Source organism: Algoriphagus sp. CAU 1675 (assembly GCF_029222925.1).
Classification (GTDB): Bacteria; Bacteroidota; Bacteroidia; order Cytophagales; family Cyclobacteriaceae; genus Algoriphagus.
Genome location: NZ_JARHUI010000005.1, coordinates 183,933 through 198,232, shown reverse-complemented (window position 1 = coordinate 198,232; position 14,300 = coordinate 183,933). Strand labels below are relative to the sequence as shown.

The 14,300-nt window shown below is 41.9% G+C and carries 12 protein-coding genes and 1 tRNA gene; 5 read left to right on the top strand and 8 right to left on the bottom strand.

Annotated elements, in window-relative coordinates:
- Positions 1-24: 24 nt before the first annotated feature.
- Complete coding sequence (locus tag P2G54_RS13170; protein WP_275871865.1) at positions 25-282, top strand: DUF4834 family protein; 258 nt, start codon at positions 25-27, stop codon at positions 280-282.
- Positions 283-295: 13 nt separating this feature from the next.
- Here the strand turns inward: P2G54_RS13170 and P2G54_RS13165 are convergent, their stop codons facing one another.
- A complete protein-coding gene (locus tag P2G54_RS13165) occupies positions 296-1,483 on the bottom strand; it encodes a class I SAM-dependent methyltransferase (RefSeq protein WP_275871863.1) in 1,188 nt (395 codons plus the stop codon).
- On the bottom strand, positions 1,483-2,472 hold the full coding sequence (locus tag P2G54_RS13160) for an aspartate-semialdehyde dehydrogenase (RefSeq protein WP_275871861.1): 990 nt from the start codon (positions 2,470-2,472) through the stop codon (positions 1,483-1,485). The genes P2G54_RS13165 and P2G54_RS13160 overlap by 1 nt, the downstream gene beginning before the upstream one ends.
- A gap of 200 nt (positions 2,473-2,672) precedes the next feature.
- Between P2G54_RS13160 and P2G54_RS13155 the strand changes: the two genes are divergently transcribed.
- Positions 2,673-5,156, top strand: coding sequence for a lamin tail domain-containing protein (locus P2G54_RS13155; RefSeq protein WP_275871859.1), 2,484 nt, complete (start codon positions 2,673-2,675; stop codon positions 5,154-5,156).
- 67 nt (positions 5,157-5,223) lie between these two features.
- Here P2G54_RS13155 and P2G54_RS13150 read toward each other — a convergent pair whose 3' ends face one another.
- A complete protein-coding gene (locus P2G54_RS13150; RefSeq protein WP_275871857.1) occupies positions 5,224-6,291 on the bottom strand; it encodes an isoaspartyl peptidase/L-asparaginase in 1,068 nt (355 codons plus the stop codon).
- Between the two features lie 180 nt (positions 6,292-6,471).
- Here P2G54_RS13150 and P2G54_RS13145 point away from each other — a divergent pair, with 180 nt between their 5' ends.
- On the top strand, positions 6,472-6,855 hold the full coding sequence (locus P2G54_RS13145; protein ID WP_275871856.1) for a TraR/DksA C4-type zinc finger protein: 384 nt from the start codon (positions 6,472-6,474) through the stop codon (positions 6,853-6,855).
- A gap of 3 nt (positions 6,856-6,858) precedes the next feature.
- Positions 6,859-7,419, top strand: coding sequence for an SMC-Scp complex subunit ScpB (gene scpB, locus P2G54_RS13140; RefSeq protein ID WP_275871854.1), 561 nt, complete (start codon positions 6,859-6,861; stop codon positions 7,417-7,419).
- Positions 7,420-7,462: 43 nt separating this feature from the next.
- Here scpB and P2G54_RS13135 read toward each other — a convergent pair whose 3' ends face one another.
- From P2G54_RS13135 to era, 4 genes are all read right to left on the bottom strand, one after another.
- Positions 7,463-8,086: a SprT-like domain-containing protein gene (locus P2G54_RS13135; RefSeq protein ID WP_275871852.1), complete on the bottom strand. Its 624-nt coding sequence runs from the start codon at positions 8,084-8,086 to the stop codon at positions 7,463-7,465.
- A gap of 149 nt (positions 8,087-8,235) precedes the next feature.
- Entirely contained in the window at positions 8,236-8,436 is a 201-nt protein-coding gene (locus P2G54_RS13130) for a hypothetical protein (protein WP_275871850.1), read from the bottom strand.
- Between the two features lie 76 nt (positions 8,437-8,512).
- Positions 8,513-9,826: a ribosome biogenesis GTPase Der gene (der, locus tag P2G54_RS13125; RefSeq protein WP_275871848.1), complete on the bottom strand. Its 1,314-nt coding sequence runs from the start codon at positions 9,824-9,826 to the stop codon at positions 8,513-8,515.
- Between the two features lie 2 nt (positions 9,827-9,828).
- Positions 9,829-10,722 (bottom strand): GTPase Era, encoded by an 894-nt coding sequence (gene era / locus P2G54_RS13120; protein ID WP_275872141.1) that lies wholly within the window; start codon positions 10,720-10,722, stop codon positions 9,829-9,831.
- A 120-nt stretch (positions 10,723-10,842) separates the two neighbouring features.
- Here era and P2G54_RS13115 point away from each other — a divergent pair.
- Positions 10,843-10,915: transfer RNA gene (locus P2G54_RS13115), tRNA-Met, on the top strand.
- 203 nt (positions 10,916-11,118) lie between these two features.
- On the opposite strand, the gene P2G54_RS13110 is transcribed toward P2G54_RS13115, so the two are convergent.
- A complete protein-coding gene (locus P2G54_RS13110; protein WP_275871846.1) occupies positions 11,119-14,073 on the bottom strand; it encodes a triple tyrosine motif-containing protein in 2,955 nt (984 codons plus the stop codon).
- Positions 14,074-14,300: the final 227 nt, after the last annotated feature.

Genomic DNA, 14,300 nt, shown 5'->3' with positions numbered 1-14,300 from the left:
TTTCGAATAAAAATCTAATCCGTTTTGGTAAAATTTCTTGTAATAATTTTAGGTGTTGGATGGCTTTTGGGCCAGTTGATCCGGTATTTTCTTAGAACCAAGTTGGCGAGATTCGCCCAGCAGGTAGCAGAAATGGAGCGTGAGCAGCAAAGAGCCCGTCAGTCTAGTTCAAGACCAAAAGAAGAAGTGAATGTGGACTTTATCCCTAAAGAACATAAGGAAAAACGCCACAAGGATATCCAAGGCGGAGAATATGTAGACTATGAAGAAGTGAAGGAGTAATCCTTCACTTTTTTTATTTTACCCTTTTGCACCAAAAAATCTTAAACCCGCTTTGGGTTTTTGTGCCGATCAAATAGTCCTCACCTCCGTCTTTCAAACCGAATTTCTTTTTCAATTCCTCAGATCCAGAGGCGTAATTTCTGGTAAGTACATTGGCTTTCCCATTGGGGAAGCGCTTTTTGAGTTCCTGCTTTTTCGGCGGTATTTCTTCCAAGATTTCGAATACTCTTCCCGGAATATTCTTTGGGGTTTCGAAGGAGGTATAGAGATGGCTGTTTTTCTCCAGTTTTTTCAAGCCAAACCGCTTCCCAAATAATTTAAATGCGCCGGCTTTTAAGATACCACTCAGAGGTTCAATCAAGTATTTTTCTGCCTCCCCAAATTCCGATAATGCTTGTTCTTCCTCCTCAGTGGAAAAGGAAAATTCAGGCATGTTACTTCCTAGATCCTGGACCGTTATCTGCGGGCTTTGATTTATTGCTTGCTTGTCCCAATGAAGAAGCAATTCCTTTACTTCGTTTTTAACAGATAATACCGTGATTCTCTGGATTGCCGGAATCTCTTCCAAGGCTTGGGAAATATCCAGCATTGGTGAATATTTCAGGAGAATCCGATCTGATTTTAGAGTTAACAAATCCCAAGCTGAAACCAAATCTGGCTCACAATCCTGAATTTTGTAGAGCTTTTGATTTCCTTTTCCGCGACGGGCAGGATCGGCATAAATGAGGTCAAAATGGAGTTTAGTCTCTTTTAAAAGTGCCAGTCCGTCTCCCTGATAAAACTCAAATTTCCCAGGGGCTAATTGTTTAAGGTTAAAGCTGGAAATCTGAAAAAGTTCCTCCTGCTGCTCGCAATAAACTGCCTTTTCAAAACCTTTTGATAAGAAATAGGCGTCTACTCCAAATCCTCCTGTAAGATCGATCATTAGCTTACCCGATTCTCCCTCTGCTTTGAATTTGGCAGTTTCTTCTGAAGAACACTGCTCCAGGGAAATCGAGGCAGGGTAGATTATGGCCGGGTTTCCTGTCCATTCCGGCAATTTTTTGGCAACCTTTTGTCTGGCAGCAATTTGCTGTACGGCTGCTTTCAGCTCAAAATTGACTTTTCCCTGATATTTTAAAAGTAAAAGTGCAGGATCTTCCTGAAGATGATCCTGCACAAATTGTTGGAATTCAGCGCTATGAAAATCGCTGATATGCATTATACTAGGCCATTTGCAACCACGTATTCCGCGATCTGAACGGCATTGGTTGCAGCTCCTTTTCTCAAGTTATCAGCTACGATCCACATGTTGAGGGTGTTCCCCTGTGATTCGTCTCTTCTCAGCCTTCCTACAAATACCTCGTCCTTTTTATGAGCTGTAATCGGCATGGGATAAAGGAAGTTGGCAGGATCGTCCTGAACAACTACACCTGGAGTTTCGGCAAGTAATTTTCTCACCTCATCCAGATCAAAATCCTCTTTGAATTCCACGTTAACTGATTCAGAGTGTCCACCCATGGTAGGGATTCTAACTGTGGTGGCAGTTACCTGGATCGTGTCGTCAGAGAAGATTTTTTTGGTTTCATTGATCATCTTCATTTCCTCCTTCGTGTAGCCGTTTGGCTGAAATACATCGATATGGGGAAGAACGTTCATATCAATCTTGTGAGGATAAACCATTTCAGGGGTTTCTCCGGCACGCTCCGCCATCATTTGATCTACAGCAGCCTTTCCGGTTCCTGTTACAGACTGATAGGTAGAAACCACAATTCTTTTGATGCCATATCGCTGGCGCAAAGGCTCCAATGCCAACACCATCTGAATAGTGGAGCAGTTGGGGTTTGCTATAATCTTATCTTCTTTGGTGAGTTCTTTTGCATTAATCTCCGGAACCACCAATTTTTTGCTGGGATCCATTCTCCAAGCAGAGGAGTTGTCGATTACAATGGTGCCTACTTCAGCAAATTTTGGTGCCCACTCCAAAGAAGTGCTTCCTCCTGCGGAGAAGATTGCTACATCAGGTTTCTGGGAAACAGCATCCGCTAAACCTATTACCGTATATTTTTTTCCTTTATACTCAATTTGTTTGCCTACTGATCGCTCAGAGGCAACCAAAAGAAGTTCGTCATAAGGGAAGTTGTGCTCATCAAGCACTTCGAGAATTTCTGAGCCTACCAGTCCGGTGGCTCCAACCACTGCTAATTTCATTAGTTTTAATAGGTTAACTGATTCGGAATGCAAAAGTAAGGGCTAAGCATTCATTTTCAGGATAATCTGAGAAAAAATATAGGGGAATTTCTGATTTTGGCAGGAGGCGTTAAAAATTCTCAATTCTTTTATATATTTAGGTAAGGTTTTTTAATTCATTTTTTGTGATTGGCTTCTTTTTTAAAATCTATTCATTCTCGTTGCTGTACTTTTTTTTAGGTCTGGCTCAGATTGCTGTTGGCCAAAATTATCGGCAGGATTTTGAGTCTGATTTCGAAATTCTCAGTTATCCTGAAGAATTTCTTCCAGGTTGGAAGGGCAATCAGGTTAGGAGTACTTCCTCCCGGATTTTTCAATTGAATTCCCAAGGAAAAGACGGGAGCAGGGCTTTAGCTGTGCAGCCAATATCAACCTTTGATGGGGAACTGTTCGTCAGCTTGAATCCAAGTGACTTTCAAAATCCAAAGTTGGTTTTCTGGGCTAAAACCTTTCAAAACGGGACTGGAAATCGTCCTGCCTTGGTTTATTATTCTTGGGCTGAAAGCTTGGAAGGGACATTTACGGAAGCTGTACTCCTTGGATCTGAAAGCGAGTTTCCAAATGAAAATGGGGAGTATAAGAAATTTGAAATCCCTGTTCCTTCTTCTTTTCAAAGCTCGGAATCCCTCTTTTTCAAATTGGAAATCCGCTATGGTCCGGGTTCGGGGACCTGTGCCAGATGGATTATGGATGATTTTGAATTTGGGGAATTTGAGGAGGATTTGGTACTTCCCCAAGTAAGTTGGGTAAGAGGTTTTGATGCAATGGAAGTGGAACTTCAATTTACCGAAGCAATAGACCCGGTTTTTTCCCAAATCCAACTGAATTACAAGCTAGACGGAATGGAGCCGGAACAAGCAATCTTAAAATCCGGCTCCTTGGTTTTACTTCGTTTTGGGGAGATGTTAGTAACTGGAAAATCATATCAACTGGAAGTGAAACAAATTCCGGATTTGGCTGGGAATTTTCTGAAAGACACGATCTTGAATTTTGAATTTTCTGATCCAAGCTTGATCCCAGCAAAGGCTTTGGTAATTAATGAGCTGATGCCATCCCCTAGGGCTGAGAATCCCTTGCCCAATGTTGAATACATTGAATTGTTTCATACCGGAGCTTATCCATTTCGATTGGAAGGCCTGAACTTGTCCAACTCCCGAAGCGGTACTTTGCTTGGGGATCGCTGGCTCAATCCCGGGGAGTTCCTGATTTTGGCTCCAGAAAGTCAAATAGGTTTGTTGGAAGAATTTGGTGCTGTCCTCGGCTTAAGCTCATGGCCTACTTTATTGAATTCAGGGGATGAAGTGTTACTGAGGGATGATCAGGGCAAATTGATTGACCGCTTGAATTATACTACTTCATCATGGGGATCAAGTGAATTGAGTGGCGGTGGATACAGTCTCGAGGTGGTTAATCCCTATTTTTCCTGTGATCAGTCTGGTCTTCTAAAAGCTTCATTTGATCCGAATAGGGGGACACCCGGTAGACAAAACTCCATTTTTGATGATACTCCCGATCTAAAAGGTCCTGAGCTGCTGGCTTATCGTTTTTTGTCTGACACTTTAATGATATTGGATTTTTCTGAACCTATTTCCCAGGATATAAGCCTGGAAAATTTCACCTTTTCCATTGAAGTGGGGCTGGATTCTGTCCAGGTTTTACAGAGTCAGGCTCAGCTATACTTTACCATTCCCTTTTCTGAAAACGAATTGGTTTTACTTCAGCTTTCCGATTTGAGTGACTGTTCCGGTAATCTTTTGGAACAGGATGATCCTTTTGAGATCATCCGCCCAACAGTGGCGAGGTCCGGAGAGATTTTGATTAATGAATTGCTTTTCAATCCCAGAAGTGGAAGCCCCAAATTCGTGGAACTATACAATCCCACTGAGAAGCATCTTGAAATTGGGGACTGGGCTTTGGCCAATAGGAACGAAATGGGATTCCCGGATCAGATTAGAAAATTGTCGGACAAAGGCTTAGTCCTGGCACCTGGCCAGTATTTGGTGATCACCACGGATGGAGGAAGGTTACAATTGGAGTATCCCAAATCTTCTTCAGCAAACTTCCATATTCTACCATCTCTTCCCAGTTATCCCATAGCGGGTGGTACAGTGGTCTTGTTGGATTCCGATACTCAAATCTCTGAATCATTTGCTTACTCCGAAGACTTGCATCATCCCTTGTTGAGGGATCCCAAGGGGGTTTCCTTAGAAAGGATTTCTACAGAAACCTCTGCGGATATTCCATCCAACTGGCATTCGGCATCCGGTGTGGAGGAGTATGCTACCCCAGGGAGGAAAAATTCCCAACTGATTCCCGGGGAGTTTGAAGGGGAACTGATACAAATTGATCCGGGTATATTTGATCCAGAGGGTAGTAATGGGAATACGTTTGCGGCCATCCGGTACCAATTGGGACAAAATGGATGGGTTGGCTCATTTAGGATATATGATTTGGGAGGAAGATTGGTGCAGGCCTTGGCTCAAAATGAAATTCTGGGAACAGAGGGTTTTTTCACTTGGACAGGGACTGATGGTGCCGGCAAAAAAGTACGGCCGGGTTATTATATATTGTTGGTTGAGCTATATAACCTAGATGGAGAGCTCCGAACCATAAAGAAGACAATTGTAGTAGCCGAAAGGCTTTAATTAGAGTGTTTTTTAATAAAAAAAGCCGTTTGAAAGATTTCAAACGGCTCTCCTTTTCTAATCGAGTTTATTTATCGTCTTTGTAAATGAAGGTTTTTGCCTCTTCTCCGGCTTTTCGGTAGCCTCGATACATTCCCTCGGAATTGAATGGCATGGCAATATTTCCCATTTTGTCTATGGATATGATCCCGCCTGAGCCTCCGATTTTCACAAGTTGGCCCATTACTACCTCATCTGCAGCTTCCTGAAGGGATTTGCCTCCATAGCGCATAATGGAAGCAATTTCATGGCCTACGACTGTTCGTATGAAGAATTCCCCATGTCCGGTTGCAGAGACCGCGCAGGTTTCATTGTCAGCATAGGTTCCAGCTCCTATAATCGGAACATCCCCAACTCGTCCATAGCGTTTATTGGTCATGCCTCCTGTAGAGGTAGCAGCGGCGATATTTCCATTTTTGTCAAGTGCAACGGCGCCAACTGTTCCGAATTTTCTATCCTTGAAAAATGGGTCTTCCAATTCCAATTCCAAAAGGGCGCTGTGGTCCAATTGAGTCTTTTCCGTTTCCTTGATTTTCTCCAGTTGTTCGAACCTGTGTTGTGTAAAGAAGTAAGAGGGATCAACTAACTCTAGGTTTTGTTCTGCCGCAAATTGCTCGGCACCTTTTCCGATCATAAATACGTGGGGAGAGTTTTCTAGGACTGCTCGGGCGGCAGTGATGGGGTTTTTAACAGTGGTGATCCCTGCTACGGCTCCGGCATTTCGGTCTGCTCCATACATGATTGCTGCGTCCAATTCATTTTTTCCTTCATTGGTAAATACAGCGCCCTTTCCCGCATTGAACAGAGGACTGTCCTCCATGACTTTTACAGCAGCGATTACGGCATCCAAGGAACTGCCTCCATTTTCTAGGACGGCAAAGCCTGCATCCAGGGATTCTTTGAGCTTGGCCCTGTACTCCGCATCCTGTTCGGGAGTCATATTTTCCTTTTTGATGGTTCCGGCACCTCCGTGGATAGCTAAGGCAAATTCCGACTTAGAACTTTCCTTTTCGGGAACAGCTTGATCTGTTGAGCTTTCTGTACAGGAAGTAAAAAGAAATCCTGCAATGCCAAGACTGAGAAGTATTTTTTTCATGGGTAATAATTACTTGAACTTGAGCTCTAAATAGGGGAAAAATCGGCGAATAGCGCAAACCCAACGATTAATTTTGATAATAGGCAGATTTTAAATTTTTGTAATTCCGAGCGCTCCGTGTATTTTAGGGAACTTTAATGTAAAATTCACGTCCACGTATTACCATCTAAAAGTTTTATTATGAGTCAGGAAGGAAAAACAGCTTATTCTCCGGAAGAACTGAAGGAATTTGAAGAGCTAATTTTGCAAAAACTTGCTGTAGCCAAAGAGGAATTGCATACTCTGAAGGAAACATTGAGCAAGAAAAACGATAGCGGGACTGATTTTACGGCTTCTACTTCTAAATTATTGGAAGATGGGGCAGATACTTTGGAAAGGGAAAGTTTGAACCAATTGGCTTCCCGACAGCAAAAGTTTATTATCAATCTTGAAAATGCCCTGATCCGAATCAAAAATGGAACCTATGGGGTTTGTGTGGATACAGGTAAACTGATCTCAAAAGAGCGTTTGAAAGCTGTTCCTCACACCATGCATTCCATTGAAGCAAAATTGGCAAAGAAGTAAGTTTTGGAGTTCCTGCACAGGCATATTGAGGCATTGATCTTTTGTAGTCCAGGGCCATTGGGCCTGGGTGAAATCCAGAAATGTCTGACCGAAATGTTTGAGGCTGAAGTGCCAATGGAGCATATTGAACAGGCCATTCAAGAGCTTGGTGAAAAATATCAACAGGATGATTTTTCCTTTGCTTTGGAGCATCTAGGGGGAGGTTACCAATTTCTTACCAAGCCTGCATACCAAACCAGTATTGGCATTTTACTGAAACAGCAATCTCAAAAGCGCCTTTCCACAGCACAACTCGAGACCTTATCCATCATTGCCTATAAGCAACCCATCACTAAGGGAGAAGTGGAGCAAATCCGGGGAGTCAACAGCGACTATTCCATACAGAAATTACTGGAAAAGGAGCTGATCGAGATCAAAGGGAAGTCGGAGAATATTGGACGCCCTTTGATTTATGGGACTTCCGGTAAGTTTATGGAGTATTTTGGGATCAACACCATTCAGGAGTTGCCACAACCTAAGGATTTTTCTCAGCCGGAAAATCAAATAGGAGAGGAAAAAGAATAGGTTCAGTGTGCAGTAGCAGTGACCAGTTGGCAGACTTTTGATTCTAATCTAAAGGTTTGATCTTGGCCAATTGTGCTATCAAATATTTTCTTCCAGTTTTAACTTCTTCACATAGAACTCGGGTCCGTCTTGTTTCTCCTTTTTTGAATATTCTTCCCGAAAGCTCAAATTGAATTCCAGGTTTCAGATCTGAAAGAAACACCTGGGGGCAATCCTCGCTAGTTTTGTCATATTTGCTCATTTCCTTCATTAGGAAAAGATCCCTTGCCGAACTTGCCATTGGGTTTTTCATGTGAAGGCTGAGAGGGATTAATATATTTTTCGGAAAAATCTCCGCTCTTAGAAGGGGTGAAATTAAAAATTGGAAAGTCTTTTTCCATTCGGATCCATGAGGAGGGATTTTCATTCCATAGGCAAGAAAAGCATGCAAATGGGCTACCTCATGGATATAGGTAAGGAGAAATTGATAGGGGTTGAGGTCTCCGTTGATCGTGATAGTTTGGATGCTACGGTCTTTACGGTAGCGGAAATCTCCTAATTTGGTTTTTCGGGCTCGGGTTACCGTAAAATGAAAAGGTTTTTTCTCCCAAATTTCAATGCAATAATCAATACTTGAAATAGGTAGATGACGGGAAAGGATTTGCCGGAGTTGTTCCGTGGAATTCATAGGGAAAAGTACAAAACTTCATCAAGTTGGAGAAATTTGAATTTACCCTTAGAGGGAATTTTTAGATAGGAGACTTGCCAGTGTATTTACCTTTTATCAAAAAAAAGAGTCCCGATTTCGGGACTCTCAATTTTTGGGAAGGAAAGAAATTATTTTACTTCTTCCACAACTTCTTCAACTACTACAGCAGTAGAATCAGTAGTTTCTTCAACTACCTCGACAGCCTCTTCAGTTGTTGTTTCGTCAACGATTTCCACTACTTCAGTAGCTTCTTCCTTAACTTCTTTGTTGCCGCAAGATGCAGTAGCGAACAAGCCAGCGATTGCGAAAATTGCAAATACCTTTTTCATTTTTTGTGGTTTTCTTAATTACAGTGCAAAGGTATTGTAACTTCAGTTAATAAAGCAATGACCGTTCAAATATTTTTTATTTGTTTTTATAAATGATTTTAACAGGAACTCCCTCAAAGTCAAAGTTTTCTCTGAGTCTGTTCTCCAAAAATCTGGTGTAAGGATTTTTGATGTATTGGGGCAGGTTACAGAAGAAGGCAAAAACCGGGTTTTTGGTAGGCAATTGGGTTACATATTTGATTTTAATGTACTTACCTTTCCATGCCGGCGGAGGATATTTTTCAATTTCGGGAAGTAGGGCTTCGTTGAGTTTGGAAGTAGGGATTCTACGGTTTTTGTTTTCATAAACCTTCACCGCCAATTCAATTGCCTGGAAAATCCGCTGCTTTTCAGTGACGGAAGTGAAAATGATAGGGATCCATTTGTTTTCTCCCAGGCGATCCAGCATTTCATCCTTAATTCGATTCATGGTCTTGTGGTCCTTTTCGATCAAATCCCACTTATTGACCATGATCATGACTCCCTTATTGTTTTTGATAGCCAAGCCGATCAGGTTGATGTCCTGAGCTTCCAGTCCACGGGAAGCATCCACCATAATGATGATGACATCAGATTCTTCCAAAGTCCGAAGGGAACGCATGACAGAGTAGAATTCTATGTCTTCCTTCACCTTGGCTTTTTTACGGATTCCTGCCGTATCGGTGATGATAAAGTCCTGCCCGAAAAGCTTGTATCTGGTGTGAATCGCATCCCGGGTGGTACCGGCTTCATCGGTTACAATGGATCGTTCCTTTCCTAGCAATGCATTGAGGAAAGAGGATTTTCCTACGTTGGGTCTTCCCAAAATGGAAATTTTTGGAATTCCGGCATCTGGATCTTCTTCTCCCTCCTCTTCAAAATGGGTGATAACCGCATCCAGTAATTCGCCTGTTCCACTTCCGCTGATTGCGGCAATTGGGAAAATTTCAAAATCGCTCAGGCCAAGTGCATAAAACTCATTTGCCATAAGAGACTTTTCCAGGTTGTCTGCCTTATTTGCTACAATGTAGATGGGTTTTTGGGTGGAGCGGAGTTCATTGGCAAATTCCTTGTCCAAATCCGTCAATCCGTCATGGCAGTCCACGACAAAAAGGATTACATCAGATTCCTCAATAGCAAGTTTTACCTGCTTTCGGATTTCAGCTTCATAAATGTCATCTGAGCCAGTAACGTATCCTCCTGTATCGATCACGGAGAAAAACTTGCCTGACCATTGGGCATGTCCATAGTGGCGGTCTCTTGTGACACCACTCATATTATCCTCAATGGCTTTTCGCTCTTCCACTAGTCTGTTGAAGAGGGTGGATTTGCCTACGTTAGGTCTTCCTACAATTGCTACAATATTTGCCATGATTAGGATGGGTCGTACCCAAATTTTTTCAGTTTCAGTTTATTTTTTCTCCAATCGGGTTCCACCTTGACAAAGGTCTCGAGATGAACCTGCTTTCCAAAAAAGGCTTCCAGTTCTTCCCGGGCTTCAATACCGACTTTTTTCAGCATTTTGCCCTTTTCACCAATGATGATGCCCTTTTGGCTGTTTCGCTCTACGAAAATGGTGGCACGGATTCGGATGATTTTTTCGTCCTCGTGAAAATCCTCGATCCCTACTTCTGTGCTGTATGGGATTTCCTTTTTGTAGTTTTTAAAGATCTTTTCCCGGATGATCTCGGAAGCAAAGAACCTTTCAGGTCGGTCAGTTAGTTCCTCCTTGTCATAAAAAGGGGGATGTTCCGGTAGCCTATCCAGAATTTCCTGTAGAATTCGCTCCGTATTGAATTTTTCCTTGGCGGATACAGGGATGATGGTATCTGCTTTGATCCGGTCCGTCCAATATTTGGTCACTTCGTCCAACTGTCCTTCTTTGGCCAGATCTATTTTATTAATGACCAGAATTACCGGAATACCGGATTTGTTGATCCGCTCGATGATGGATTCTATTTCTGCATCATTTTCAAAAAGGTCAGTTACGAAAAGTATGATATCGGCATCTTCCAGGGAAAGATTGACGAAATTCATCATGCTTTTGTGCAGCTCATACTGAGGCTTGAGCATCCCCGGGGTATCGGAAAACACGATCTGATATTGATCCGAGTTGATCAGCCCCAAGATCCGGTGGCGTGTGGTCTGGGCTTTGGAAGAAATGATGGAAAGACGCTCGCCCACCAAAATATTCATCAGCGTGGATTTGCCCACATTGGGCTTTCCGATGATGTTGACGAATCCTGCTTGGTGTTTTTGAGTGATCATTCCAATTAAATTTTTCACAAAGGTACTTGATTTTTGAGAGTTTGTCCTTACCTTTGTATCACAATTCGCCGGAAGGGCGATTGAAGAAAGAAATAAAGGTTTAAAAGCCTAAAAATATATCGCGGGATGGAGCAGTTGGTAGCTCGTCGGGCTCATAACCCGAAGGTCACAGGTTCGAGTCCTGTTCCCGCTACTACGAAGCCGATCAGAAATGATCGGCTTTTTTTATGCATAAAAGTTAGAGCCTACTCCAAATCATCGCTTTTTTTAATTCAAGCTTAAACGGCACTCAGCTATGGGATTTTGTTTGAAGGACTCGAATGATATAGACTATCCGTTAATTTTCAATTTCCACAAAGCTAGACCTTAGTAATCGGCTTTTCTCTGACAAATTGCCTAAAATCTAAGTAGAAAATCACTGAGGTTGTCTTTTCGGGTAAGTCCAAGCTTTTTTCTGACCCGATAGCGACCGATTTCAACTCCCCTAACTGAAATACCCAAGAGATTAGCTATTTCTTTGGTGTTGAGATTCATTCGAATGTAGGCGCTGAACTTGATTTCCTGGGGTGTGAGTTCCGGATACCGCTCTTTGAGTCGGGTGATGAAATTTCCATGAACCTGATCAAAGTTTTCGGCAAATTGGGACCATTCCTGACCTCCTTCCAAATCCTTGTCAATGGACTTGATCAGCCGGTTGAGTTGGCTGTTCATTAACTTTGCTTTCTCATCCTTGGCAAGTGTCTTTAAGGAATTTTTTACGGTTGTGAGCAATTGGTTTTTCTGGATCAGGTGCATAGCTGAAGAAGTAAGCTCCTGGTTTTTCAACTCTACATCGGCTTGGAGTTTGGCGTTTTTTAGTGCCATTATCTCTCTTTCGGACTTCTGCGTCAATGACTCGATTTCATTGTCTTTCCGCTTTAAGGCTTTGTTTTTTTCCAGTTCCAATTGTTTGGTTTCGCTTTTATGTCTCCTGTCCAGCCACTTGAAACCAACCATTAAGATTGAAAATATGGAACCCCCATAGATCAGGTAGGCAACATATGTTCGGTAAAAGGGCGGCGAGATTTGAAAGGGAAATTCGATTTCCTCTGTGACATCATCAAATATAGTTTTGGCACGAACACGAAATATGTAATCCCCTTCCCGTAAGTTGGTGTAGCCTTTTTTGTTTTCCGCGGTCCAGGTGGACCAGTCCTCATCAAAATTTTCAAGTTTATATTGATACAGAATCTCATCTCCGCTTTCAAAATGAGGGGCTACATAATCGAAGCTGAAAGAGTTTTGGGAAAAACTGAAACTAGGAGGATTCTGATTTTCGGATTGTTCCAACTCCTTCTTATGGCCCGCAAATAAAAGTTTGTTTTCTTTTCCCCAATTGGAAATTTCCCGGAAAATAATTTTTGGCTTATCCGAATTGGGGATGTCCAGTTGGGGCCTGTAATGGATAAATCCCTGTTTACCGCCAATCAGGATATTTTGATTGTCCAAGGCGATAATGTTGGCCAGATCATCATTCCAAAAGCTTCGGATTTTATTGAAAGGAGTTGAGTGTACCTTCAGTTTGTGATTGCTTTGGGGTTTGATGACCCCAAGCTTTGTTTGTTCTATAAAGTACAAATTGCCAATATCATCCGCTTCCATGTCAGCCATCACCGTTCCATATCCGAATAAATCATTGAACTCATTCAATGGCTTGAAGTAATCACTGTTGAGCTCGTATCCATAAAATCCGCCATTTGCAGTGAAAATCAATCGGTTGGAAATCTTATATACATTGATTAAAACGTCATTGGGGAATCCTTGGGCGCTGTTGTAGAGTTTTCTTTCTATGACTTCAGTGTAATCCTCATTAAACCGAATTTTAAAAACCCCCTTGTAACCATGGGCGACCCATAAAGTATTCCCGTCAAATTCCATGACTCTGGAAGATTCATTGAATCCCTGGATTTTCTTGATGAAGGCCAAACTTTCATTTTTCCATTCAAAAAGATTTAACCCGGTGTAGGTTCCCTGAATGAAAAAGTTGGGTCTATTGGGGATGGGCTTCAAAATCCAGGCTCCCTGTTCTTCTGAAATTTTTCGGGCTTGTTGGTTTTCAATCAAAAAAGTCCCGTTGTGATGTCCGAGAATTACTTTCCCGTTAATATCCTGAACGGAATAAACTTGTCCGGCACTTCCTTTCACAAAGTCAGTTTTGCCATCTTTCCAAACAAAAAGTCCATTATTGGTGCCTAAATAGAATTCCTTGTCCTTTTTTAAGGCAGCATATCCTGCTCCGGAAATCCCCATGCGATTATCGATTTTGGTGAATGGAGAATGGAGATCAATTCGTGCGACTCCATTGTTCATCGCCAACCATAGATTCTGTTGTTCGTCCTCGTAGATGTAGTTGATGGTCAAATCCATCAAGCCTGAATTTTTGTCAAGGTGTAGAACCAAATTACCTCCTTTGTCCAAAACAAATATGCCTGCATTTTGGGTGCCTAAAGCAATATTTCCATTTTTGAGCCGGGTGCTATAATTGATCAGAAATTCATCCTTCCAGAAATCTTCACTCAATGGAAATGGTTTTATAGTTCCATCGTACAAATATGCTCCATGGGAAAAGGTGGTGATCAGCCATTGATCTTGCTCATAGTTCAGGATGTTTGAAATTCTCTTATCCTTGAAAAAATCACCGTTTCGGATCAATTCAAAGCCTTCAGGCTTGATTTGAAAAAGTCCACTGTCGGAAATCTGCGTATAGAGCAGATTGTCCACTTGGAAGGAAATGTCCAGTCTACGGTCAGAATCGATAACCTTGATTTCTCTTCCATCATAGCTATAGATTCGTTTGAATGTGCAAAAATAGATTTGATTTCCTACCCCAAACACTTTCCATGTTTCGTCAAAGTCCCGAACGGATGAAGGCAAGCTGTCAGCGAGGGAGGTGTATTGAAGTTGGCCGGTTTCATCTGAGGAGAGATACCCGAAATCAGCCTGACTTCCCACATAGATTTTACCGTCTATTCCAAAAAAGGCTGATCGGACTTTGGTGTTGTTTAGTCCGTATCTATTCCATGATTTTCCATCAAATTCCAAAAGCCCCAGATTGTTGGCGACGAATAACCTACCGGCATTATCCTGAATGATATCCCAATTTTGTATTCCTGCCTTATAGGTGGAGGCTTCATAATTTGTAATGAAAGGCAAGCCCTGAAAATCGCCGGAATTTTGGGCGCTTAGGGAATTTACAGACAGAATCATTCCAATAAGGAATATCACAACTTTGCTGTTCAGCTTTATTTTCGTCTTGGTGAGATTCATCAAAAGTGAGAAATTACCTTTTTTTAATTGTGAATTTGATTTCATTACAAAATGTTTAATACTGAATGTATTAGCAACTTTTTGACTGAATTGATGAATTTTTGATGTATTGTTTTTTTCTAGTTGATGAATTCTTGTAGGGGGGAGATTTTTGTATCTCAAAAGTTAGATGAAGAGCTTTAGCCATCCAAATAACCTTTGAAATCGAGCATGTCATGATCGCCATTGAGGCGTTTTTTGCCATGTAAGACAGGCTATCTGATCATTTAAAC